The 23,868-nt window shown below is 39.3% G+C and carries 24 protein-coding genes and 1 pseudogene; all 25 read right to left on the bottom strand.

Features of this window, described 5'->3' with window-relative positions; all coding sequences use genetic code 11:
- Positions 1-110: 110 nt before the first annotated feature.
- Positions 111-599 carry a DUF2625 family protein gene (locus tag QM374_RS08545; RefSeq protein ID WP_414311470.1) on the bottom strand — a complete coding sequence of 163 codons (489 nt, stop codon included), beginning with the start codon at positions 597-599 and terminating at the stop codon, positions 111-113.
- A gap of 252 nt (positions 600-851) precedes the next feature.
- A complete protein-coding gene (locus QM374_RS08540; protein ID WP_045762715.1) occupies positions 852-2,066 on the bottom strand; it encodes a pyridoxal phosphate-dependent aminotransferase in 1,215 nt (404 codons plus the stop codon).
- A 694-nt stretch (positions 2,067-2,760) separates the two neighbouring features.
- Positions 2,761-4,221, bottom strand: coding sequence for a glutamate--tRNA ligase (gltX, locus tag QM374_RS08535; RefSeq protein WP_414311469.1), 1,461 nt, complete (start codon positions 4,219-4,221; stop codon positions 2,761-2,763).
- 132 nt (positions 4,222-4,353) lie between these two features.
- Positions 4,354-4,830: pseudogene (gene pgi / locus QM374_RS08530) on the bottom strand (glucose-6-phosphate isomerase); the annotation flags it as partial.
- Positions 4,831-5,026: 196 nt separating this feature from the next.
- Positions 5,027-5,398, bottom strand: a complete 372-nt coding sequence (locus QM374_RS08525) for a PTS glucitol/sorbitol transporter subunit IIA (RefSeq protein WP_049478985.1) — start codon at positions 5,396-5,398, stop codon at positions 5,027-5,029.
- Between the two features lie 97 nt (positions 5,399-5,495).
- The gene (locus tag QM374_RS08520; RefSeq protein ID WP_000120696.1) at positions 5,496-6,476 is read right to left on the bottom strand and encodes a PTS glucitol/sorbitol transporter subunit IIB; all 981 of its coding nucleotides are present in this window, start codon (positions 6,474-6,476) and stop codon (positions 5,496-5,498) included.
- Positions 6,477-6,489: 13 nt separating this feature from the next.
- Positions 6,490-7,035, bottom strand: coding sequence for a PTS glucitol/sorbitol transporter subunit IIC (locus QM374_RS08515; protein WP_001015684.1), 546 nt, complete (start codon positions 7,033-7,035; stop codon positions 6,490-6,492).
- Positions 7,032-7,529 carry a transcriptional regulator GutM gene (locus QM374_RS08510; RefSeq protein WP_033585448.1) on the bottom strand — a complete coding sequence of 166 codons (498 nt, stop codon included), beginning with the start codon at positions 7,527-7,529 and terminating at the stop codon, positions 7,032-7,034. Before QM374_RS08510 ends, QM374_RS08515 begins: the two co-directional genes overlap by 4 nt.
- A complete protein-coding gene (locus QM374_RS08505; protein WP_080639548.1) occupies positions 7,529-9,355 on the bottom strand; it encodes a BglG family transcription antiterminator in 1,827 nt (608 codons plus the stop codon). The genes QM374_RS08510 and QM374_RS08505 overlap by 1 nt, the downstream gene beginning before the upstream one ends.
- A 62-nt stretch (positions 9,356-9,417) precedes the next feature.
- Positions 9,418-10,218 carry an SDR family oxidoreductase gene (locus QM374_RS08500; protein ID WP_001000837.1) on the bottom strand — a complete coding sequence of 267 codons (801 nt, stop codon included), beginning with the start codon at positions 10,216-10,218 and terminating at the stop codon, positions 9,418-9,420.
- Positions 10,219-10,401: 183 nt separating this feature from the next.
- Positions 10,402-11,751, bottom strand: coding sequence for a glucose-6-phosphate isomerase (locus QM374_RS08495; protein ID WP_195412497.1), 1,350 nt, complete (start codon positions 11,749-11,751; stop codon positions 10,402-10,404).
- Positions 11,752-11,922: 171 nt separating this feature from the next.
- Positions 11,923-12,612, bottom strand: coding sequence for a gamma-glutamyl-gamma-aminobutyrate hydrolase family protein (locus tag QM374_RS08490; protein ID WP_049529724.1), 690 nt, complete (start codon positions 12,610-12,612; stop codon positions 11,923-11,925).
- A gap of 137 nt (positions 12,613-12,749) precedes the next feature.
- Complete coding sequence (locus QM374_RS08485; protein WP_414311468.1) at positions 12,750-14,516, bottom strand: ABC transporter ATP-binding protein; 1,767 nt, start codon at positions 14,514-14,516, stop codon at positions 12,750-12,752.
- Position 14,517: 1 nt separating this feature from the next.
- A complete protein-coding gene (locus QM374_RS08480; protein ID WP_414311467.1) occupies positions 14,518-16,224 on the bottom strand; it encodes an ABC transporter ATP-binding protein in 1,707 nt (568 codons plus the stop codon).
- 189 nt (positions 16,225-16,413) lie between these two features.
- Positions 16,414-17,115 carry a histidine phosphatase family protein gene (locus tag QM374_RS08475; RefSeq protein WP_414311466.1) on the bottom strand — a complete coding sequence of 234 codons (702 nt, stop codon included), beginning with the start codon at positions 17,113-17,115 and terminating at the stop codon, positions 16,414-16,416.
- A gap of 93 nt (positions 17,116-17,208) precedes the next feature.
- Entirely contained in the window at positions 17,209-17,667 is a 459-nt protein-coding gene (gene comGG / locus QM374_RS08470; protein ID WP_414311465.1) for a competence type IV pilus minor pilin ComGG, read from the bottom strand.
- Positions 17,645-18,106 (bottom strand): competence type IV pilus minor pilin ComGF, encoded by a 462-nt coding sequence (gene comGF / locus QM374_RS08465; protein WP_414311464.1) that lies wholly within the window; start codon positions 18,104-18,106, stop codon positions 17,645-17,647. The genes comGG and comGF overlap by 23 nt, the downstream gene beginning before the upstream one ends.
- Positions 18,069-18,371 (bottom strand): competence type IV pilus minor pilin ComGE, encoded by a 303-nt coding sequence (comGE, locus tag QM374_RS08460; protein WP_414276513.1) that lies wholly within the window; start codon positions 18,369-18,371, stop codon positions 18,069-18,071. The genes comGF and comGE overlap by 38 nt, the downstream gene beginning before the upstream one ends.
- On the bottom strand, positions 18,334-18,768 hold the full coding sequence (gene comGD, locus QM374_RS08455; protein WP_414311463.1) for a competence type IV pilus minor pilin ComGD: 435 nt from the start codon (positions 18,766-18,768) through the stop codon (positions 18,334-18,336). Before comGD ends, comGE begins: the two co-directional genes overlap by 38 nt.
- A complete protein-coding gene (gene comGC, locus QM374_RS08450) occupies positions 18,731-19,054 on the bottom strand; it encodes a competence type IV pilus major pilin ComGC (protein ID WP_414311462.1) in 324 nt (107 codons plus the stop codon). The genes comGD and comGC overlap by 38 nt, the downstream gene beginning before the upstream one ends.
- Positions 19,055-20,098, bottom strand: a complete 1,044-nt coding sequence (comGB, locus tag QM374_RS08445; protein WP_414311471.1) for a competence type IV pilus assembly protein ComGB — start codon at positions 20,096-20,098, stop codon at positions 19,055-19,057.
- Complete coding sequence (gene comGA, locus QM374_RS08440; protein ID WP_414311461.1) at positions 20,019-20,960, bottom strand: competence type IV pilus ATPase ComGA; 942 nt, start codon at positions 20,958-20,960, stop codon at positions 20,019-20,021. Before comGA ends, comGB begins: the two co-directional genes overlap by 80 nt.
- A 59-nt stretch (positions 20,961-21,019) precedes the next feature.
- Positions 21,020-21,397, bottom strand: coding sequence for a DUF1033 family protein (locus QM374_RS08435; RefSeq protein WP_007555701.1), 378 nt, complete (start codon positions 21,395-21,397; stop codon positions 21,020-21,022).
- A gap of 137 nt (positions 21,398-21,534) precedes the next feature.
- Positions 21,535-22,593, bottom strand: coding sequence for a zinc-dependent alcohol dehydrogenase family protein (locus QM374_RS08430; protein WP_000649456.1), 1,059 nt, complete (start codon positions 22,591-22,593; stop codon positions 21,535-21,537).
- A gap of 136 nt (positions 22,594-22,729) precedes the next feature.
- Positions 22,730-23,683, bottom strand: a complete 954-nt coding sequence (locus QM374_RS08425) for an IS30 family transposase (RefSeq protein WP_414311460.1) — start codon at positions 23,681-23,683, stop codon at positions 22,730-22,732.
- Between the last annotated feature and the right edge of the window lie 185 nt (positions 23,684-23,868).

Genomic DNA, 23,868 nt, shown 5'->3' with positions numbered 1-23,868 from the left:
TACTCTTATTCAAGTGGGCTTTTATCTGTTTTATCATGGGAAGTACCTCCTTAACTATCAGTTTAGCACATAAAAAAAGAAACCCAAATACAGAATTGTATTTGAATTTCTTAACTTAATGACATTGAGGTCAAAACAACTTCATTTTTTTCAAGCGATAAATCTAATGTGAACAAATCTGGTACTATCAGTTCTTGATAAAATGTGTCTAACTGATTTGTCGTCACCCAATACAAAAAGTCCTTATAATCTATCTCCAAATCCTCCCATTCTAATGTATCGGGAGCGAAATATTCTATTACATTTAATTTTTCAATATTTATTGCAAATAGACCACACAAGATATCATAAGCTATCAAACAACGATTCGAATTATAACATTTTGAAAACAATTCATTACAGTAACTGAGGCCATTCTCTGAATCATTCCCCAAAATTTTTAAATAACCATTCACAGTTACATAAGAAAAATGTTCTAAGATAAACTTCAGTTCTTGTGGTCTTTCTATACTATCCGTTAGTTTTTTGTTAAATTCAAGGAATTTAATATCATTAGAACTTTTATCAAATTCTGCAATAATCTTTTTCGTAGTTAACATTTTATTCGTCTACCCTATCCCATTCAATTTTACACTCTTGCTCATTTTTATTTATATGCACAACATTAAAGAAGTTCAATCGCAGATACTTCATTATCTAAATCAACAAATTCAAACTTCTCAGGATATTGCAGATAATCAATACATTTTTTTTAAACATGAAAAAACTCAGAGAAACAATGTTAAAATCATCAAAACATTTGATTTCTCTGAGATAAAATTTGCTGATTGTACTCGAAACCTAGTTCGTTCTTATCTACGATACTGCTTCAAGAAACGAGTCATCTTTTCTTGGATTTGGGCTAACTCATCTACGCGTGGCAGATAAACGATACGGAAGTGATCTGGCTCTTTCCAGTTAAAGCCTCGTCCATGAACCAAAAGCACCTTCTCTTGCTTCAAGAAATCAAGAACAAACTGTTCATCATCATCGATACGATACATATTGCGGTCAATTTTAGGGAAGATATAAAGACCCGCTTTAGGTTTAACCGCTGACAAACCTGGAATATCTTGAATGGCATTATAAATGAAGTTTCTTTGCTCATAGATACGACCACCTGGCAAGAGTAATTCGTCCACCGATTGGTGACCACCGAGTGAAGTTTGAACAACCTGTTGAGCCAAGACGTTGGAACAAAGGCGCATGTTTGAAAGCATGTTGAGACCTTCAATATATCCCTTTACATGATGTTTAGGTCCAGACAAGACCATCCAACCCACACGGAAACCAGCGATACGGTGAGATTTAGACAGACCATTCATGCTGACACAGAAAAGGTCTGGAGCCAAACTAGCAACTGGTGTGTGGACATTGCCGTCCATAACCATACGGTCGTAGATTTCATCCGCAAAGATAATCAAGTCATTTTGACGAGCAATCTCAATGATATCTAGTAAGAGTTCTTTAGGATAGAGGGCTCCCGTTGGATTATTTGGATTGATTAAAACGATAGCCTTAGTATTTGAACTAATCTTAGACTTAATGTCATCTAGGTCTGGATACCATTCAGCTTCTTCATCACAGACGTAATGAACAGCATTTCCTCCAGCCAAGCTAACTGCAGCAGTCCAAAGAGGGTAGTCAGGCATTGGAACCAAGACTTCATCGCCATTGTCCAAGAGACCTTGCATGGACATAACAATCAGCTCACTAACACCATTTCCAAGGTAGATATCATCAATACCTACATTTGGAAATTTTTTGAGCTGACAGTACTGCATAATCGCTTTGCGGGCTGAAAAGATACCTTTTGAATCTGAATAACCTTCACTATCACGCGCATTCATAATCAAATCATGGATAACCTCATCTGGTGCGGTAAAACCAAACTCAGCTGGGTTCCCTGTATTCAAACGGAGGATTTTTTCTCCATTTGCTCGCATACGCATGGCTTCCTCAAGAACTGGTCCACGAATATCATAAGCCACATGCTCTAATTTGATTGATTTGTTAAATTCTTTCATTTGATTTCCTCAATTCATCAGGATAGTTAATATTATACCACTTGATAGAAAAATCGTAAATCGCCCACTACTATTCCACAAAAAAACCTTGCTTAACGCAAGGTAAACAGAGCAAGGTCGATTTCTTTCTATTTTTGGGAGAAGAAAGAGAAAAATATGCACCTCTAGTAAGATATACATCTAAATCTAAAGTCTCGCATATAAACTTCGAATCGAAAACGAAGGCATCGTTATGGATGATAGTTGCATGAACTCATGAATTTCTTCCTGTGTCCAGCAAAACGCAAAGAAAAAATAAGTCGACTCAACAAACAACATAGACGATGTCTGGGCTAATTCGAGTCTGTTTGTAAAGAATTTTACCATATCACTGACTTCTTTCCCTTGCCCTGTCACTTAGTATTATACACTAAAACTTTTGCATTTTCAAATAAGTACATATAAAAAGAACTCTTTTTAAAGCGTCACTTAAAAATTTATACTCAATGAAAATCAAAGAGCAAACTAGGAAGCTAGCCGCAGGTTGCTCAAAGCACGGCTTTGAGGTTGCAGATAAAGCTGACGTGGTTTGAAGAGATTTTCGAAGAGTATTAATTGAATATGATTCTGCTTTGGCAATAAAAAAGAGAGAACCATGTGATTCTCTCAGATTTTACTACTACAAATATCTAGAACGAAATTTAATTTCGCCAGATTATTTCGTAATTTCAGCCAACATTTTTTCAATATGTTGAATTGATTTTTCACGTCCAAGCAAGTAAATAGTATCTGGCAATTCAGGACCATGCATTTCACCTGAAACAGCGATACGGATTGGCATGAAGAGGTTTTTCCCTTTGATACCTGTTTCTTTTTGGACTGCTTTGATTTGTGGGAAGATATTTTCTACCACAAACTCGTCATCTGACATAGCTTCAAGTTTGGCTTTGAAGGCTTCAAGTACCGTTGGCACCGTTTCACCAGCCATGACTTCGAGTTCAGCTTCTGTCAATTCTGGGAAGTCTGAGAAGAAAAGGTCTGTCAATGGAACGATTTCGTCAACTGACTTCATTTGTGGTTTGTAGAGTTCCACCAATTTTTTAGCCTTGTCTGTCAAACGTCCTGCTTCTTCAAGGAATGGTTTTGCCATTTCAAAGATAGTCTCAAGATCTGCATTCTTAATGTACTCATTGCTCATCCAGTCCATTTTCTTTTGGTCGAAGGCTGCTGGAGACTTGCTGAGACGGTTTTCATCAAAGAGCTTAATGAGTTCTTCGCGAGAGAAGATTTCGTCTTCCCCGCCAGGGTTCCAGCCAAGAAGAGCGATAAAGTTAAAGACTGCTTCTGGAAGGTAACCTTTCTTACGATAGTCTTCGATGAACTGAAGGGTATTGGTGTCACGTTTAGACAACTTCTTACCAGTTTCAGAGTTGATGATCAAGGTCATATGACCAAATTCTGGTGCTTCCCAACCGAGTGCTTCATAAACCATAAGCTGTTTTGGTGTGTTAGCAATGTGGTCGTCTCCACGGATAACGTGAGAGATTTGCATATCGTGGTCATCAATTACAACGGCAAAGTTGTAAGTTGGGTAGCCATCTTTCTTTTGGATGACCCAGTCCCCACCGATATTGCCACCTTCAAATTCGATATCGCCTTTGACCATATCATGCCATTTGTAGATACCTGACTCATTGACAGCCAAACGAACCGTTGGGATGATGCCTGCTGCTTCACGTTCTGCGATATAAGCAGCTTTTTCTTCTTCGCTCATGCCAAGGTATTCGTTGATGTAGCGAGGTGTCTCACCGGCTGCTTCTTGGCGTTCACGTTCTGCTGCCAACTCTTCTTCTGTAACATAAGATTTGTAGGCTTTTCCTTCGGCTAGCAATTGGTCAATGTATTTTTGATAGAGTTCCAAACGCTCTGATTGGCGGTAGTTTTCATGAGTTTCTGGACTTTCATCCCAATCCATGCCCAACCAACGAAGGTTTTCAAGCTGTGAACGTTCTCCGTCTTCGACATGACGTTTGCGGTCTGTGTCTTCGATACGGATGATAAAAGTTCCACCATGGTGGCGTGCATACAAGTAGTTAAACAATGCTGTACGGGCATTTCCGATGTGTAGTAGTCCTGTTGGACTTGGTGCATAACGCACACGAATATCTTTTGACATATCTTCTCCTATAAAGTCTCTAGGCGTCTGCCTTTTTGCTCTCTATATTATATCACAAGTCGTGCCAGAGTCCAATTTCTCTTTTCGAGAAATAGTAAAAAGAGTGGTAAAACCACTCTCTTTTCAGCTCTATTATAGACGAGCATTAAGTTCTTTGCTCAATTCTTCAAATCCTGGTTTACCAAGAAGGGCAAACATGTTGCGTTTGTAAGCTTCAACACCCGGTTGGTCAAATGGGTTGATGGCATTCAAGTAACCTGAAAGAGCGATAGCCAATTCGAAGAAGTAGATTGTGTAACCAAGAGTGAAGGCATCTTGCTCAGGAAGAGTTACGTACATGTTTGGTACGTCACCATCAGTATGGGCAAGAAGAACACCGTCAGTCGCTTTTTTGTTTACGAAGTCAACGTCTTTTCCTTGGAGGTAGCCAAGTCCATCAAGATCTTCTTCCAAAGTAGGGATAATCACGTTCTTACGTGGTTTGTCAACACGGACAACTGTTTCAAACATGATACGAGTTCCTTCTTGGATAAATTGACCCAATGAGTGCAAGTCTGTTGAGAAGTTAGCTGAAGTTGGGTAGATACCTTTTTGGTCTTTTCCTTCTGTTCAGGCACCCCTTGTGGATGCATCTGCTGGAAATTCCCTTGCACTGACTGGCTAGTTTGATTGACTTGCCAATCAACCACTGCGTCATCTATTTTTTCTAATTTAGACCCAGAAGCCTGGACTTTTGGTCCAGGCTCTGAATCAATTTTTTAGACTTTTATTTTTCTAAATTGCTTGATTTGAAATTTTATTATGGTTAAGCAGTTTCAAAAATCTGAATAGTAGAACCTTTCTCAATTACTACCGCTTGCTCTGCTACAACATGGAGTGTACCAGGAAGGCTCCCCTCTTTTGAACCATCAAAAGAAATCGTGATATGTCCCAGTCCAGTTAAATTTTTTTCTACTACATTTCCTACGGAACTAATCGAATATTCCTGATTATCTACCACCAGCTTGCCACCTTCTAGTATTGAACCTAGCAGATTTTTGTTATCAATCTTAAAACAATACTCTGATAAATCTTCTGGTGCTTCTTCTCCAAATAAAATGAGCATATTGGCATCTTGAATCATATTCTGAGCTTCAGACCCTACTTGAATTACTTTAGTTTCAAAAATTTTCTTCATCTGATTTCTATTCATACTTTCTCTAATTTGTCATAAACTTAGGCTTATAGATAAGTTTAACATAATAGTTCTCTGTTTTCAGGCATCTATCAAAGGTCTACTGATAAAGACCAATACTAGCTATCCAAGCAACTAGCACTCGCGGAACACCATTGAGAAAGCGTGAATAAAGTACCGAAGGGACACCAACCTCAACTGTTTCAGCCTTGGCTTCAGATAGGCCGAGTGCTACAGGAATGAAATCACAACCGTTTTGAGTGTTGATAGCAAATAAAGCTGGCAGAGCCATTTGGGGCGGAATAGTCCCTTTTCCGATTTCGACTCCAATTAAAGTTCCAATAATCTGACTAATAACAGCTCCGGGACCTAACAAAGGAGATAGGAATGGTAAGGAACAGATAAAGCCAATTAAAACGAGTCCCCAGATGTTCCCCGCTAGGGGAACCATTAATTTTGCCAGCCAATTTCCAACACCGGATCCTTGAATAACCCCAATCAGCAAGGAAACAAAGGCCATGAAAGGAATTATTGTATTGAGCATTGTTTGGATGGCTTCACGAGCAGCCTGGTTGAAAGTTGCAACGACCTTACCAGCCCCCATCCCAATTCGTGCTACAATACTTGTTTCAGCTTTTTGCTCTGTAATTTTTTTACTAGTATCGTAAGTTGGCTTTTCAGTTACCACAGTTGTCGCTTTTTCGTCTTCATTAGCAGCAGAAATTTGATTAAGGCCAACTGCTGACACATAGATTTCCTCGGTTATATATTGAGCTAGAGGCCCACTTTTCCCTGTAGCGACAATATTTATTGTAGGGATCCCCTTTTTAGGATAAATACCACAGCGAAGAGTACCGCCACAATCCACGATTGCTAAAGCAATTTCCTCATCTGGGATAGAAGTTTTAAACCCATTAACAGCTTCCATACCGGTCAAATCAGCAATTTTATCTACAATATCTGGCTTTTCTCCTCCGCCAGTGATATAGATGAATTTATGCTTAGCTTCACTAGGTGTAATGACCAAAGGTCCTCCGAAACCGCCATTTCCTTTAACAACTTTTATACTCTTATATGACATAATTTCACTCTTTCTATAAATCAAATGTTTTACTCAAGGTAACACCTTGCTGTTTTGCTACATAAGCAGTTGTAAAATCGGTCACCCAACCGCCTACAAAGTTCATGACAAGCCCAACAAGCATGTAACGAATGGCTAAGTCCATTTGACTTAAACCTAAAGTTTGAATTCCTGTTGCAATTCCCATCCATACAAACAATTCCCCAGGATTGATATGCGGAAATACACCATTTGAAGTGTGGCAGAACTGCATCTGAGCTGCTACAAAACTAGGTTTATAATATTCTGGTAAGAAACGTCCCATACTGATTGCCATCGGATTCCCCAGCATAAAGGCTGAAATGAAAGGTAAAATCATATACCGGCTAACAGGATTTTTGGCAGAAATCTTAGCCAGGGAATTGACCTTCTCTTCTCCCAAGAAAGCGATAAGGGTATTCATTGCAATCAATAGCATTAAGACAAGCGGTACAATATTTGTCATCCAGCTAATAAAGGTTTCTCCACCTAATTGGAAGAGTTTCATAAAACTCTCTGCAAAATTTGTAATGTGATTCATAAGGAACTCCCTTTCTTATTTTTTTTAAATAACTGTTTAATAGATAATTGTAAGTAATTCGCATAAAAGCCGAATCCCAGAAAAGAATCAGATGAACTTGTCTCTTTCTCAATACCTGCCTCATTCCAAAGATAGACTTTTCTAGCATCTTCTATGGCTGATTGCATCAACTTATTTTCTTTTCTCACAAGAGGATTATACTTGTCAAAATAATGGATGTCTTCTCCAACATAATCGTCCATATTTTGAAAACGTGCTAAGATTGTGACTCCTTGCATTTTGCTAGCTTTAAGAACCCGACCGTTTTCATCAACCGCGAACATGACAATCGTACCGGATTTGATTCTTCCGGACTTCCTGCCAATCGCTACGCGCCCCAGTTTTCGGAGCATCGTATAGGTCTTATTGAAGTCTTTGAGTTGCTGCCAGCCGAGGAACATTTGAAATATATAAGCTGCCATGACAAATACAGCGAAAATTATTAGCGAATTCATTAAAATACTCCTTTGCTCTTAGAAAATGATAGAAACTCTGTCTCTGTTTCTACAGCCCTCAATGCTTCTTTTAGAGAAGGCTCTCCTGCAATTCGAAAAATGTCGTCATACAATTCCAGCAATTCACTCTCCATTTTGCTTTCAATTTCTGAGGGAATGGCGACTAGAAAGATAAATTCAATCCAATCATCTCCTTTTTGATAAGGCTCTTCTAGCTTTCCAAACATTAAAATAGTCTTTGCATAACCCTGGTTAATTGTATGGGGGAAGGCAATTCCTCCACCAAAAATGGTTGATTGTTTTTTATCCCTATCAATTATCCGATTTCTAAAACCTTCATCAATCATCTGAAGTTTCTCTAACTCTGCAACCATATTTAGCAAGTATTGCTGATAGGTTTTTTGGGGAGTCAAACGAAGAAAACGTAAGCTGACTGTTTCTAGATTTTTTTGATGAAAAGCATTGGCCCTCTGCCATTCTTCCTGCAGCCATTGATCATCAAAAAGATGATTAACTTGAATGACTGGAGATTTAGAATCTTTATATTTTAGAGGAACTGTCGTAAAAATCGCGAAATAGTCCTGATTCAAATCCAGATTAAAATCCTCTTCAGAATACTGAGTAATGTCTACATCATTTCCAAGAATTCGTCTGAGTTGCTGAATAATCATCGCAGCAGTTCCTCTTCCTGTTGTGCAAACTACAGCTATCTGCTTGCGAGAACCATTTACAACAGAGTTTTGCTTTCTTAAAATCATTTCAAAATACAAAGCCAGATATCCGATTTCAGATAATTCCAATTCAGAACCAAAAATTGCAGATAGTTCTTCTCCAGCAATTTTCGCCATTTCAAAAGCAAAAGGATATTGAGTTTGAACCTCGCCATGGAATATATCATTAGCTTGCACATGGAAAATCAGTCGATTGATTAAGGAGCCTAGATGAGACTTGATTTCTTCAAATAATTCTTCATCATCAAAGTTAACCAACATTGTTTCTTTGACTTTCTTGACAATCCCTTGAAAAATGTTTGCAAGCTGTTCAGATTGATAAGACGGCTTGCTTAAAGTGTCAATAAAACGGATATTAAACGGAAAACACAAAAAGTCTATCTCAAACTGACTGAGGGAAATCTTATAAGTCATCTCAATATGATAGATTAATTTTTCAACCAAAGGTGTCTCTGTTAAATCATTCCTATAGTAAGGAATAGGGCAACTCAACACCCTAGATGCATGAATACGCTCCACCATAATTGAAATTGTCTTTCGAAGGAGTTCCTTTGTTTCTTTCGGGATTTTATACTCCTGGAGTAGCGTCTCCAGAAAAGAAGATGTTGCCTCGGTGAGTGTCTTTCCTTCAAAGTAAGGGGCCACTTGGTGAATATAGAGCAAGCGCAAATTCAGCTCGGACCCCAAGACCTCCAGCCCACGGTTGGGCTTTCCTGAAATAGTGATAGAGTAACTCTCTGCCAAAGATTTTACTTGTTTTAAATCCTTATTAAGGGTACTTCTACTAACACCTGCTTCCTCAGCCAAGTCGTCAATAAGAAGAGGGGAGGTTGACTCAATTAAACGTTTTAGTAAATAGGCAATTCTTTTACTGGAAGAATTGAAGTCACTCTCCCGTTTTAAACTACCAGATAAAATCCTTTCCAACTCAGTATAGTCATACACCTCTAACATTAACTGATCATCTTGTGAGATAATCTGGATACTCGGAGCCAAAACATCATTTAATTGTTGGATACTCTTTTGCAAGGTTTGCATACTAATATCCAGCTCTGAGCGCATATCTACCAAGGAATAAGTTGGCTGTGAGACCATTTTTTCTAAAATATTATACCATCGATTTACTATGGTCAACTCTCTTCCTCACCTTCATTTTTTTAACCGCGAGTTTTCCCTCCGGCAATATTTGTAGTGACTCCAGTTATATAGCTAGAACGGTCTGAAATATAGAATGCTACAAGGTCAGCTACTTCCCGTAGTTTACCACTTCGTCCCAAAGGAGTTGTTGAAGTTGAAGCATAACCAGCTCGAATATCTTCTACCGTCTTTCCACGGGTATAAGCAAGAGCTTCCTCATAAGAAAGAGTTCGAAGTCCCGTAGCTTCCATAATTCCTGGAGCAATTCCAACCACACGTACACCATGCTTACCCAGCTCTTTTGCCCATGAACGAGTGTAACTATAGACTGCTGCTTTTGTGGCAGCATAGGCACTTTGTCCTTCAGAACCTTCCAAGCCTGCTTCTGAAGCCATGTTCACAATTACACCTTTTCCATTTTTCACTAAAATACGTCCCACTGCCTGACTAACCAGATACAAACCTTTTTGATTAATCATCGTTACTTTTTCGAACGTCTCATCGTCCAATTCGTAAGGACCTTTAGGATTTTCTGCATCGATTAATAATCTAGGGATATTAATCCCTGCATTATTGACCACTGCATCAATATTGCCAAATCTTTCAACTATTTTGGCAACACCCTCTTCTACTTCAGAGCGAGAAGTTACATCAACTTTTACAAATAATAGATTCGGGTGACGCAAATCGTTGTCGCTAAGATCAAAATTCGCTACATTGACTCCTAATTCCAGCAATTCTTCAACGATTGCCTTACCGATCCCAGATGACGCGCCAGTCACAAGAACTGTTTTGCCTTTTATGTTTAACCAATCATTCATTTTGATACCTCTCAAATTTTATTTACAAGGCAATTATACAGCGCTTTCATAAAAGAATTAAGACACTCTTTTTTACACTTTTAAAAAAAATAATAAACTAATTAAGAGGCTTGTACTAAAAATCCACAAGAAATGAACTTGTGGATCTTTTTATATTCTAAATGAACTCAAAGCATATGAGAATCAAAGGCGTGCATTCAACTCAGCACCCAGCTCTTCAAAGCCTGGTTTCCCAAGAAGAGCAAACATGTTTTTCTTATAAGCTTCAACTCCAGGCTGGTCAAATGGATTGATACCATTCAGGTAGCCAGAAAGAGCAATAGCCAACTCAAAGAAGTAAATAGTGTAGCCCAAAGTGAACTCATCTTGCTCAGGCAGTGTCACAAACATATTTGGAACTCCACCATCAGTGTGTGCTAACAGCACTCCATCTGTAGCTTTTTTATTGACAAAGTCAACATCTTTTCCTTGCAAGTAGCCAAGACCGTCCAAGTCTTCTGCCAATTCAGGAATCAGCACATTTTTGCGAGGTTTATCTACACGGATAACTGTTTCAAAGAGGATACGGGTACCTTCCTGGATAAATTGTCCCAGAGAGTGCAAGTCTGTTGAGAAGTTAGCTGAAGTTGGATAAATCCCTTTTTGGTCTTTCCCTTCTGACTCACCAGCCAGTTGCTTCCACCACTCAGAGAAGTATTGCAGAGATGGTTCATAGTTAGCTAGAACTTCTGTCAGATAACCTTTACGGTACAAGATATTGCGTACAACTGCATATTGATATGCTTCATTTTCAGCCAACTTATCAGAAGCATAAGCCTTGCGAGCAGCATTTGCTCCTTCCATTAACTTGCTGATATCAGCTCCTGCAGCTGCGATTGGCAAGAGCCCCACTGCTGTCAATACTGTAAAACGACCACCTACACTATCAGGCACTACAAAAGTATCCCAGCCATTAGCATCTGCTTCAACCTTAACTGCACCTTTAGCGCGGTCTGTAGTTGCATAAATCCGTTTATTTGCTTCTTCCTGACCATACTTCTTAACCAATAGTTCTTTGAAGACACGGAAAGCAATAGCAGGCTCTGTAGTCGTTCCTGACTTAGAAATAACGTTGACAGAGAAATCTTTGTCCGATACATAGTCTACCAAATCAGCCAAATAGCTTGAGGAAATAGAATTTCCAGCATAGAGGATTTGAGGTGCCTTGCGTTCTTCCTTGCTTTGTAGATTTACAAAAGAATTATTCAAGAAATCAATAGCTGCACGAGCTCCTAAATAGGAACCACCAATACCGATTACGATCAATACCTCACTATCAGATTGGATTTTAGCAGCAGCCTTTTGAATACGAGCAAATTCATCTTTGTCATATTCTTCAGGTAAGTTCAACCAGCCAGTCATTTCTGCCCCAGGACCTGTACCATTTCGCAGAGCAGAATCTGCTGCAGTCACTTGAGGCTGCATATAATCTAGTTCATGTGGTGCAACAAATTTATCTAATACTTTTGAATAATCAAATTTAATATGTGACATAATATTCCTCCAAAATTTCTTCTCTTCTATCATAACCCTTACCTTAGATTTTTTCAAGTTTTTATACTGAATTTTTCCAAATTTTATCATAATTTAAACATTTGCGTAAAAAATGTTACAATATTAAAATTTGAACGAAATAAGACAAAAAAACGACTAGGTTTCCAGTCGTTATAATTCATTCAATAAATACTCAAATAATTCTAAGTTGCCATCTTCTTCATTGACCAAGAATTCTGGATGCCACTGGAGACCAATAATACGGTGCTCATCAATAGATTCGATTGCTTCAACAGTTTGATCACGTGGATCCACAGCCGTCACGCGGAAATTGGGTGCCAAGTCTTTAATACTCTGACGATGTACTGAGTTAACCTGACTTTCTTTACCAAATAATTTAGACACTACACTGCCATCCACTGTCTCAATAGAATGTGAAGTCCCAAAAGGTAGACCTTGCCAATGACCTTCAATATCCTGATTGAGTGTCCCACCAAAAGCAACGTTGACAAGCTGAACGCCACGGCAAATGGCTAAGATTGGTTTGTTCTGACGCAAGGCTTCTTGTAGAAGAGCTAGCTCAAACTCGTCGCGAGCTAGGTTATAGTCGTCGCTATCAATTGTTTTTTCCTCACCATAAAACTGAGGATGAACATTTTGTCCCCCAGTCAAGATGAGCTTATCAATCATTTCTACATAGTCATGGACAAGTGTCTCATCACCAACCGGAATGACCAAAGGAAGTCCGCCAACCTGACGAATACTTTCAGCAAATTTACAGGATACAGATGAGTGGATGTTTTTTCCTTCTGCGTCTACAGGACATAGGTTTGCCGCTACTCCAACAACTGTTCTTACCATTACTGACTTCCTTTCGTTCTCCATTGATAATCTTATCTTATCACCCTTACCCACTCCTGTCTAATATGTATTTTTTAAGTCCGTGATAAAATTTTTTTATCAGAAAAAGTTGCCCAAAATTAGGACAACTTTTTTGCTTATTCAAAGACAAATTGATTATGGTACAGTTCGGAGTAAAAACCTCCAAGCTTGAGTAATTCGTGATGATTTCCTTGTTCGATAACCTCACCGTCCTTAAGGACAATAATCTGATCGGCATTGAGAATGGTTTTCAGGCGGTGAGCAATCACAAAACTAGTTCTTCCTGCCACAATAGCTTCCATGGCATTTTGAATCTTACTTTCTGTTACAGTATCAACGTTTGATGTTGCCTCATCCAAGATTAAGACCTGTGGATCTGTCATCAAGGTACGAGCGATGGAAATCAACTGTTTTTGACCGGTTGAGAAGACGCTCTGGTCATCATTAATCAAAGTATCATACTTATCTGGCAAGCTTTCGATGTAGTCATGGATGTGTGTAGCCTTAGCAGCTGCTTCGATCATCTCCTGACTAGCATCCGGTACACCGAATCGAATATTGTCTCGAATGGTTCCACTAAATAAAACAGAATCCTGTAGAACAATTCCTACCTTACTTCGCAAACTGTCTAAATCAAACTCACGAATATCTGTTCCATCAAAGCTGATACTACCTGCATCCACATCATAAAAACGATTGATTAAGTTCATGATAGTTGTTTTCCCTGAACCTGTCGGACCAACTACCGCAATCATTTTCCCTTTTGGAGCTGAGATGCTGACATCTTTCAAAATGGGTTTTCCTGGCAGGTAGGAGAAGTCTACGTTACGAATCTCCACACCCTCTTTTAATTCGTTAAAGATTGGAGCATCTTGAGGACGAATTTCTTCCTCTGCATCAAACATTTCTTGGATACGGTCCGCTCCTGTAAAGGCCAGTTGCAAACTTCCCCAGCTCGCTGCCAATTGGATAATGGGCTGATAATACTGTTGCGAAAACTGAGTAAACATGACAATCAAACCAAGTGCAGTTGCTGTCTCGATACTCTGATCATTCAATAATACAGCTGAACCGACAAAAATAACTACTGCTGTATTGACCAAGCTCATTCCGTTCATGACAGGAAAGAGAATTCCTGAAAACATTCTGCCCTTGAAAGTGGCCTTTCGAACCCGTTCATTTTGCTCAACAAAACCAGCAATCACATCTTCTTGGATACCTTGAACGATAACTGCTTTTTGTCCAGAGATACTCTCATCCATATAAGCATTGAGCTTCCCAACTTCCTTTTGTTGGAGGTTTGTATATTTCCGCGCTAGCTTCAGGATAAAGAACAACATGATAACAGCTATTGGAGTGCTGGCAATTGTGATTAAAGCCAAGGTGACATTTTTTGCGAACATGACAATCAGCAAGCCAATAAAAAGGGCAATATTAGTCATGACAGACACTAAACTTTCGTTGAAAGCTTGGAGAATATTATCCAAATCACTGGTAAAACGTGACAGGATATCCCCATCTTGATGGCGATCAAAGAAGGAAACCGTCAAGCGAGAAAGCTTGCCAAAAAGTTCCTTACGCATCTCATTTGTAGATTCGGCAATAATTCGGCTCATCAAGACCATATAGATAAGACTAGAAACTACTAAAACGATTAAAATATAGGCAAGATTGAGCAGGAGTCCTAGGAGACTTTGCCAAACCATATCTGGGTTACCATTTTGATAGGCTATAACCAAGTTAGCCAGCTCTGTGACTGTTTGACCTGCAAATACTGGAAAGAGGGCTTGTGCAATCGTTGCAATGATAATCATAGCAATAACAACGACAAAGGATGTCTTGTAAACTTTAAAATAGTTCCAAAAAAATTCAACTGTCTTCATCCTACTCCTCCTTTCCTTTTTGCGTTTCGTAAATTTCACGATAAACTGGGTTTGTTGCAACCAAGTCAGCATGTTTACCTTGACCAATCAAGCGACCTTGGTCAAGCACTAAAATTTTATCAGCATGAACAACAGAGCTAATCTTTTGCGCGATGATAATCGTAGTCGTTCCCTTCAAATCCTTGTTAAGAGCCTCTTGAACCAAGCGCTCTGACTTGGCATCAAGGGCAGAAGTAGAATCATCAAATATCAAGATTTTAGGATTGCTGACAATCCCACGAGCAATGGACATTCGTTGTTTTTGTCCACCAGAAAAGTTGGTCCCACGTTCTTCAACCGGACTTTCAAAGGCTAAGTCCATACGACTAATAAATTCACTGGCCTGGGCGATACGAGCTGCGCGTTCCAGTTCTGAAACTGTCGCATCTCCCTTTCCTTGTCTGAGGTTATCTGCGATGGTTCCACTAAAAAGAATGGCTCTCTGTAAGACGATAGAAACTGTTTTGCGAAGTGTCCCTTCACTAACTGTACGAATGTCCTTTCCGCCAATTTTGATTGAACCTTGCTGAGGATCAAACAGTCGTGGAATCAACTGAGCCAAGGTTGATTTACCTGCACCAGTTGCTCCGACAACCCCAACCATCTCACCAGCTGCGATATCGAAGGATACATCTTTTAGGATAGGTTCCTCATCATTTGGATAGGTGAAGGTTACATTTTCAAAACTGAGACTTCCTTCTAATTCTTCATCTTCCACATCCTTGAAGGTCATAGCCGGTTCTGTATCAAGGATTTCGCGAATACGACGGAGGGAAATCATGGCACGAGTGACTGAATTCCCCAAAAATCCAACCATAACGATAGTAAAGATAATCTGACTCAGATAGTTCACAAAGGAAGCAATGGAACCAACGACTGATGGATCTGACTCTGCCATACCTGCTACAAGCCAGATTGAGAGAAAAACAGCCCCATACGAAATTAACATCATTGCAGGTTGCATAACAGAAAAGGCATAACCAATATAAAGGTTTTCTCCCAATAATTCATCTGACACCTGCGTAAACTTAGCAAACTGGTCTTTTTCTCGGACAAAAGACTTAACCACGCGCACACCACGTAAATTTTCTTTGGCAATGGCATTGATACGCTCCAATAAGTTCTGGAATTTTGCAAATCGAGGCCCCATCATTCCCATCATAAGACCTGTCATGGCGACGATCAAAACGACCATAAGAACCAGCACCCACCACAGCGAAGGCAGAGTGACAACGGCTAATATAAAGGAACCAATAAATAAAATCGGTAGTCGAAAGAGGATTTGGAAGGTCATCATAACGACGTTTTGAATCTGGTTGATATCGTTAGTCATACGCACAACGAGGTTCCCTGCATTAAACTTCTCAATATTGGCGTATGAAAAAGTTTGAATCCTACGAAAGGCATCTTCACGCAAGTCAGACGAAACTCCTTGCGCAATGTAGGCCGCTAACACAACATTGATGCCACCTGCGACCAAACCAATCAAGGCAACAAGAATCAACCAAAAACCGATAGTATAAATAGCTTCATTATCACCTGTTAGTAGGGCCTCTAAAACCTCCTGCAAATAACGTGGTTGCAAGAGTGAACTCGTCACCATTAGACCTGTCATAACCAAGGAAGCCAGGGCCTGCCATTTATAAGTTTTTATTTTCTGAAACAGCATATTTCCCCCTTAATAAGATAGACAAAAGGGGACGACAGTTCTGTCAGTCCCTTCTTATGCTTTCATGTTGATACTATTCTAACAAAAAAGAATGCTATTGTCAAAGCACTCAGCTCTCGCAAGCTTGTGAATCACGACATCAGCATTCTATAAAATCGTTTAAAATTCTTCTAATTGAGAACAGAAGTTTTATTTCTCTGAACTAGCTTGCTCCTCTAGTTTAGCTTGTCCAATTTCACGGTAGCTACGATCCCCAACAATCTTGACTGAGAACTGACCATCTTGGTACTTGAGGATTGTTACACTCCCATTATCAAGACCATGCGGATGCATGCCGTTAATTAAATAAACAATGGTTCCAATAGTCATTCCATGGCTGACTACGAGGGCATTCCCTCCCCCATTCGCTTCCATTTCCTTGGCGATGGCCTCAAAGCCTTCCCAAATACGACCACTTAGTTTTTCCCAGCCTTCAGCCCAGCCTGCTGTGTCTACTTCTACCAGACCTTCAGCTAGCTCCGCATAGGACAATTGATGGACATGATCCACTTTGAAAATACGTGGAATAATTCCCATAAAGAGGTCTCCATCATATGCACCATCAAAACTACCAAAGCACCATTCACGGATTCGCTTATCCATACGATAAGGAATTTGCCCTGTCAAACCTAATTCCTCAAGGATAATTCCCATAGTCTGGATGGTACGTCCTGAGTCACTCGAATAAGCCCGCTCAAATCTTAAGCCTGACTCACGCAAACCAATTCCCAATTCATGAATACCTCGCTCTCCCTCAGCTGTTAGGGGAGTATCACTCCAACCTTGAGCACGCCCAATCGTATTAAACATTGTTTTCCCATGACGCACTAGATACAATTTTACACTTGCCATTTTCCGTCCTCCATATGTATCTATTATAGCATGATTTCAATCAAAAACCTCGTCCTAACCCACTGAGTCCAACATCACCACTTAAACTAGATTTTACAAATCTGATAATCTATGTCTTATCATTTCATTCTTAGAAGGAGCAACTTTAGATGTCTCGGTGGCCTCATTTTTTACCGGTTCTTCTTTTTTCTTCTCGCTTTCTTCTTTTGACTTTTTTTCTGTTTTCTTCGTCTTGTCGTCAGTCTTTTTCAAAGGTGGAAAACGAAATTCAAATTGATTTTTCCCAGTGTCAACAATCGCTGTAAATCCCTTTTGGTCATTACGATAAGTTGCCTTTCCTGCATTAAATGACTGCTGACCACTCTCAGAACTAGCTTTTTCATAGGTCCTCTTAGCAATTGCAAATGCAAGAAGTTTTTCTTTGTTCAGTGCATAATCCTGATGATGAGCTACTTGCCGGTTCAGATAAAACTGTAACAAGAGACTAAAAATTCCAGCAATAGTGACAGCGTAAAGGAGAACTCCAGCTCTAACTTTTTTCTTTTTCCACACGATAGATAAACTCCCTCTCTAGTCCCTTTTCAAATTGAAAATTGAAATGAACATTTTGCCCTTTTTGGTAAATATGTGCTGATTTCAGACCGTAGACCATGGGTTGATAGCCACGTCCACTAGCATCTGTTTTACGAAAATCATCTGACTTTGATTTTCCCATGGAAATAGGTTTTCCATCCTGTTTGAGGTAAAGTCTTTCATTCTCCACTTTTTCAAATTGGGCTCGATTCAGCTCTGCTTCCAGCTGATCCACAAATAAGAGCCATTCTTTTTGCTCACTTTTCTGCTGGTAGCGAACTTCTGAAACCAAGAGTTGGCTCATAGATTGAAAAAGAAGCAAACTCCCACTAATCACAATAAGAGCAACCAGGGATTCTAAAAGTGTAAAAGCTCTGACTCTACTTATCTTGAATCGCCAGTAATTTTTCAGTTCCATGATACACCTCCAAACCTCGCTCATTCGAGACAACACGAACTGTAAGCCTATTGACAGTCAACTGCTTTTGTCCAGTCTGCAAAGCCATACGAGCCACACGCAAAACTTCTTCCTGTTCTAAGAGTCTTGTTTCCTGTCGTCTACTTTCTTGAATCTGCCCTAACAAGAGGGTTGCAATACTGGCAAAAATAGCTAGTGAAATCACTGCCTCCAGTAAAATAACCGCCTTAATTTTTTGCTTCTTGAATACGTTTAATCTTCCCATTTCCTATATTTAGTCGGTAGCGAACCACTTCTTTCCTTGTTTGAAATCTGATGCTAACCAGATATGAACTCCCCCCTGCCTTATCAAAGGTGATTGACTGATGTGACTGAAGCTGAATCCCTTTAGGGATGGCCAATTTCTGATAGCCATTACTAATGCTTCTCTCTTCTAAAATCAAGTTCATCTTTTGCTGGCTAGCCAGACTTCGCTTCTGGGTTTCTCGATAAAGTTCCTCAAACTCCATAAAGAAAATTTGTTCTTCCACAGCCGCAAAAGTGGACTGAACTGAACTTGACAAACCCAAGGCTAACAGACTGACTATCCCTAATACCAATAGACTTTCTAGCATGGTAAAAGCCCTAATCCGCAACTGTTTGACTTGTCTTTTGTTTATCATGATACTCTTTGTAAGCTTTTGCTTGCTCAGCAGTGATACGTCCATCTGCCTGAAGTTTACTTAGACTAGCATCCTCATTTTTCTCCAGACTATAGAGTTCGGCCTGGCTTTCTACCACCTTGACGACTGCTGCTTTCCCCTTGTCATTCACTGCATCCTTTTGCTTCGTTAGATTTGGTACAAACAGTAAGAGTAGGACGCTAATGATGAGCAATACGACCAACATTTCTACCAGAGTGAACCCTTTTACCTTAGCTTTTTTTAATTTCATCATCATTTTTTTCATCTAAAAATTTACCTCCATATTTTGATACATTGGCAGCAACATGGCTGCGTACAATAAAACGATTAGTAGGGCTACGAAAATAAAGACCAGGGGTTGAACTAAGTTCATAGTACGATTAACTCGAGTAAAGAAGGATTCCCAAGTTTTCTCTGCATAGATTTCCAATTCGCTTCCCAACTTGGATTTGATCTCTCCATATTCAATAATCAATCCCAACTCTCTTCTAAAAAAAGGATAATTCTGCACAACCATAGAAAATTCATACCCACTTTGCAAAGCTTGATCTAAATCGTGTCCAATTTCCTTAAAAAGAGGATTCCCTTGCTCCTGCATCATCTGGAAAATCTGTGATAGCTCCAGACCTTGACCAATCATATTACCCCATTCTCTAGCATAATAGGCAGTCAGATAATACTGAACAAACACACCTAGAAAGGGGATTCTAGCTAGAAAAGAAAAGACTGGTATCTTCCTAGATTTTCTGTAAAAAATCAATCCTGTTAAAGATGCAAGACCTAGCAATAGAGTAATCCCCAAAAAAATCTGTGGTAGGTTGCTAATCACTAAGGTAGCTATGTTACTACTATCCAGTTGGGGCAAGAGATAATTTCGCAACCCCAACATAATGAGCAGTAAGAAAGCTAACAAAATGATTGGATAGGTCGCAACTTCGATTAACTTTTTCTTGACCTTAGCAAGATTATCTAGATACTCCTCAATTTTCCCTAAACTCAAATGAAGATTCCCATGAACTTCAGCCAAGGAAAGTTGTGTGACAATTGAACTTGAAAAACCTAAAGTCCCCATCATTTCCGAGAAGGAGTTTCCCTGCGAGAGTCCTAAACGCATCTGCGATACATATTCCTTTTCCAATAAGAGACTTCTATCTAGAAAAGAAATAATTTCTACCATGTGAAAACCACTGGAAAACAAATTGTTAAAGAGAGTGATGATTTTCTTCTGTTTACTGGTAGCTAATTTTCTCCGTTTCAGCTTGAAGGGCAGTGATATGTCCGTCTTTAAAAAGTTGGTCAATTTGCTCATTCCACTTGTTTGCTTGGTGTTCTTGATAATCTTGGTTTGCAAAATCAATAATTCCTCCTCCCCCAATCAATCTTTGGTAGCATACACCTTGTAAAACAACTCCGAGTTCATCTTCGCTGACGCCAAGTTCTAAAAGACGCTCATAAACCCCACGAACACTCTTTGCATGGATTGTCGAGAATACCGTGGCACCTGTCAGACTAGCTCGTACAACGGCACGGGCTGTTTCACTATCTCGAATTTCTCCAATAATTAAAAGATCTGGACGATGTCGTAGGGAAAGTTTTATCAAGTTCTCATAGCTAAGTCCGATAGCTTCATTGAGCTGTAATTGTAGCATTTCTTCTTGCTTAATTTCTACTGGATCTTCAATGGACATGACCTGTTGTCCCTTGAACAATGACTTGGCTAATTCATGCATCAAAGTAGTTTTACCACTTCCTACGGGGCCTGCAAAAAGATAAAGCCCGCGTTGCCTAAAGCCCTTTTCCAGTTCCTTAAGGTCTTGAAACCAGAAGCGCAACTCTTGTTCTGTATCATGCAAAAGCCGGATTACTAGACTCTCATGACCACGATAATCTCCCACCGTCGATAAGCGTAATGAAGAAACCTTGTCTCCATGATGATAATCACAGGAACCAAGCTGACTACGGCGTTTTTCTCCAACGTTCATCCCCGCAATAAACTTAAAATGACTAATGACAGCACCCAACTTTTCAAAGTCATAACTATCAATAAATCGCCTCTCGTCTCCAATTCGCATATGTAGCTCATAGACCCTATCCTTGGGAACAAAATAGATGTCCTGAGCTCCCTGTTTTTTAGCCAATGTAATCAATTCTTGTGCAAGTATTTGTACCATATCTTCCTCCTCATTCTTATTATTCGAAGAAAATATAAAAAAAAGAAGAAACAACTTCATTAAAAAGTTGTTTCTTCTTTTTTTATGCGACAAGTACGGTGGATTTCTAAACCAGTCTGCTTTTCGTAACCAGGTCTAAATTTTTCGTCAGGAATGACTTGACCATCTTCCAACAAAGCCAAGGAATGATATTGCTGAAGGAATTCATCGCATTCTTCACACCAGCGTTTATCTTCTGGATCCCAAAAAATAGTCATCAAGTCTCCTCTACTTTTGTAAAGGGGAATCTCCTTTTCTAACTCAAACCAACAAGACTTATAATATTTCAAGGCGTCATAATAGTTATCAAATTTTTTGCTCGCAATAACGTCGTCTTCCCAGCCTTCTATAAACCACCACGGTTCAAAATCTCCGTACATTTTTATAACTCGATACATAGTTTAACTTCCTTTGTACCGTATATTATAGCGAAATTTTGAGAACAATGAAAGAATTTTGCTCATTTTCACGAATTATATAACATTTTCAAAAAATCCAGCTATTCAAAAACGAATAACTGGATTTAAAAACAAGATTAACCTTCTGAAATATCGTTTTCAATGATCACTTTAATCGCATGATGATCGGCGGCCTTACTAAATACTTCATAGGCCTTTTCTATTTCACTAAGTTTGAAATAATGAGTTACCAATTTTTCAGGTTCAATTTTATGACTTTCTAAGGCTTTCAAAAGCTGAGGAGTTGTATTGGTAGAAACCAATCCGGTAGTCACGTTAATGTTCCGAATCCAAAGAGTGTCCAAATCAAACTGAACTGGTTTACCATGCACACCACAGTTGGCTACTGTTCCATCTACACCAATAATCTTTTGGCAGAGATCAAACGTTGCAGGAATACCAACAGCTTCTATAGCAACATCCACACCTCGACCATCTGTTAAATCATAAATTTCTTGAATTGCTTTTTCAGGGTCTGAAGAATTAATCTTATGAGTAGCTCCGAAAGAAACTGCAGTATCCAAGCGGTTATCGTCTAGGTCCACCATAATCAATTTAGCTGGAGAATAGAATTGTGCCGTCAAAAGAGCTGCTAATCCGACTGGCCCTGAACCAACGATAGCTACACTACAACCAGGCTCAACTTTCCCTTTTAAGACACCAATTTCATAGCCAGTTGGCAAGATATCAGATAACATAACCAAAGCTTCATCAGACAAGTCAGCTGGAGTATGATAAAGAGTATTGTCAGCATGAGGCACACGAAGATATTCTGCTTGCATACCGTCGATCAAATGCCCAAAAATCCAACCCCCTTCGTCTTCACAGTGAGCATAGATTCCTTTTTTACAATAGTAACACTTGCCACATGCACAAACGCAAGAAATCAAAACCTTATCACCCTTTTTGAAGTTTGAAACTCCTGCTCCGACTTCCTCTACAATACCAATTCCTTCATGTCCTAGGATAGTTCCACTCTTACAAGCAGGAACATCCCCTTTAATAATATGAAGGTCTGTACCACAAATAGTAGTCTTAACGATACGCACAATAGCATCTGTTGGCTTGCGAATAACTGGTTTGTCTACATCAACAAATGACGCAAGGCCTGGTTTAACGTAAGTATAAGCTTTCATAAGCAATCCTCCGCTTTTTTATTTGTATTATTTATATCATAATTACAAGCCTTTTCATTGAAAAAATCAAGTAATTTGTGAAAGAAATAACAAATTTTATTTTAAAAAAGAAGAAACGCTAAATTTCAAGTTCAAGTTAGCCAGCAAGAAGAAATTCTCTAGGGGACTTGTAGTTCAAGCATTTTTTAGGATAGTTATTAATCCACTTTTCGATGAATGCGACTTCTTTGGGAGTCGTTTTCTTAGTTCCTTTAGGTAACCATCTACGAATGAGCCTGTTGTGATTCTCATTAGTTCCCCTTTCCCAAGAGGCATAGGGGTGTGCATAATAGATATGTTCCTTAGAAAACACATCAGACAAGCGGTTGAATTCTGTTCCGTTATCTGCCGTGATGGAAAGAATTTGATGTTGTTTTAAGATGAGTTTTAGAGCCTGATTGACCGACTCAGCGCTTTTATTTGGAATTAATCGGATGATTTGATGCCTAGTCCTTCGATCAGTTAAGACCAGTAAACAATAGTTTTTCGCTCTTGTAAGCAGAACCGTATCAATCTCATAATGCCCATTTCCCAATCGCAGATTAATAGCTTCAGGCCTCTGTTCGATAGATTGACCAGCGGGTTTAAAATTGGTGCTAGCTTGTTTCTTAACAGATTTTCCTTTTCTAGGATAGAGCAGATCCTGTTTGGTTAACCCCAATTTTCCATGATGAATCCAGTAGTAGATGGTAGAAATGCCCACGTTAACCCCTTTAGCCTTGACCATCATTTCAGGAGAAAACTTTTGATTATGATAGTGGAGAATCTTTTCCTTTAGTTCCTTGGTTAAGCTTGATTTCTTGACCGAGCGCTTGCGATTGCTTTCATAAGATCGTTGAGCATAGTCGGCAGAATAAACCTTTTTGAAGCGCCCTTTTTCAAGACATTGTAGGACTGTCCCACGCTTGATTTCAGTGTGGATAGTTTGAGGAGCTTTTCCAAGTAGAGAGGCAATTTCTCTATTTGATTTTCCTTCTTTTTTCCATCGTTCGATTAAGCGACGGCTATCGATTGTCAAATGTTTACCTTTTGTAGTATAATTGTCTTGCATCTCTGTGCCTTTCTTGTGTTTGTGGTGAACAACAAGTATAACACAGAGGTGTTTTCTTATGCCTATAATTAGCTTTCATTTGATAAGAGGCTTGAAGCTGTTTCGTCAGCTAAACCAAGGCTAGTCTTAGCCTTGGCTCGCCAGCCTAACAGCATCAAGCCTCTTATCAAATGAAATCGAGGACT

This window comes from Streptococcus infantis, assembly GCF_047465525.1.
GTDB classification, from domain to species: Bacteria; Bacillota; Bacilli; order Lactobacillales; family Streptococcaceae; genus Streptococcus; species Streptococcus infantis_R.
This window is presented reverse-complemented; position numbering and strand designations above follow the sequence as displayed.

Bases quoted from the DNA above. Each gene is read 5' to 3' on its own strand.
- QM374_RS08545 (WP_414311470.1), bottom strand. From the start codon at position 599: ATGTTAACTACGAAAAAGATTATTGCAGAATTTGATAAAAGTTCTAAT.
- QM374_RS08540 (WP_045762715.1), bottom strand. From the start codon at position 2,066: ATGAAAGAATTTAACAAATCAATCAAATTAGAGCATGTGGCTTATGAT.
- gltX (WP_414311469.1), bottom strand. From the start codon at position 4,221: ATGTCAAAAGATATTCGTGTGCGTTATGCACCAAGTCCAACAGGACTA.
- QM374_RS08525 (WP_049478985.1), bottom strand. From the start codon at position 5,398: ATGAAGAAAATTTTTGAAACTAAAGTAATTCAAGTAGGGTCTGAAGCT.
- QM374_RS08520 (WP_000120696.1), bottom strand. From the start codon at position 6,476: ATGTCATATAAGAGTATAAAAGTTGTTAAAGGAAATGGCGGTTTCGGA.
- QM374_RS08515 (WP_001015684.1), bottom strand. From the start codon at position 7,035: ATGAATCACATTACAAATTTTGCAGAGAGTTTTATGAAACTCTTCCAA.
- QM374_RS08510 (WP_033585448.1), bottom strand. From the start codon at position 7,529: ATGAATTCGCTAATAATTTTCGCTGTATTTGTCATGGCAGCTTATATA.
- QM374_RS08505 (WP_080639548.1), bottom strand. From the start codon at position 9,355: ATGGTCTCACAGCCAACTTATTCCTTGGTAGATATGCGCTCAGAGCTG.
- QM374_RS08500 (WP_001000837.1), bottom strand. From the start codon at position 10,218: ATGAATGATTGGTTAAACATAAAAGGCAAAACAGTTCTTGTGACTGGC.
- QM374_RS08495 (WP_195412497.1), bottom strand. From the start codon at position 11,751: ATGTCACATATTAAATTTGATTATTCAAAAGTATTAGATAAATTTGTT.
- QM374_RS08490 (WP_049529724.1), bottom strand. From the start codon at position 12,612: ATGGTAAGAACAGTTGTTGGAGTAGCGGCAAACCTATGTCCTGTAGAC.
- QM374_RS08485 (WP_414311468.1), bottom strand. From the start codon at position 14,516: ATGAAGACAGTTGAATTTTTTTGGAACTATTTTAAAGTTTACAAGACA.
- QM374_RS08480 (WP_414311467.1), bottom strand. From the start codon at position 16,224: ATGCTGTTTCAGAAAATAAAAACTTATAAATGGCAGGCCCTGGCTTCC.
- QM374_RS08475 (WP_414311466.1), bottom strand. From the start codon at position 17,115: ATGGCAAGTGTAAAATTGTATCTAGTGCGTCATGGGAAAACAATGTTT.
- comGF (WP_414311464.1), bottom strand. From the start codon at position 18,106: ATGGAACTGAAAAATTACTGGCGATTCAAGATAAGTAGAGTCAGAGCT.
- comGE (WP_414276513.1), bottom strand. From the start codon at position 18,371: ATGGGAAGATTAAACGTATTCAAGAAGCAAAAAATTAAGGCGGTTATT.
- comGD (WP_414311463.1), bottom strand. From the start codon at position 18,768: ATGATAAACAAAAGACAAGTCAAACAGTTGCGGATTAGGGCTTTTACC.
- comGC (WP_414311462.1), bottom strand. From the start codon at position 19,054: ATGAAAAAAATGATGATGAAATTAAAAAAAGCTAAGGTAAAAGGGTTC.
- comGB (WP_414311471.1), bottom strand. From the start codon at position 20,098: ATGAGCAAATTGACCAACTTTTTAAAGACGGACATATCACTGCCCTTC.
- comGA (WP_414311461.1), bottom strand. From the start codon at position 20,960: ATGGTACAAATACTTGCACAAGAATTGATTACATTGGCTAAAAAACAG.
- QM374_RS08435 (WP_007555701.1), bottom strand. From the start codon at position 21,397: ATGTATCGAGTTATAAAAATGTACGGAGATTTTGAACCGTGGTGGTTT.
- QM374_RS08430 (WP_000649456.1), bottom strand. From the start codon at position 22,593: ATGAAAGCTTATACTTACGTTAAACCAGGCCTTGCGTCATTTGTTGAT.
- QM374_RS08425 (WP_414311460.1), bottom strand. From the start codon at position 23,683: ATGCAAGACAATTATACTACAAAAGGTAAACATTTGACAATCGATAGC.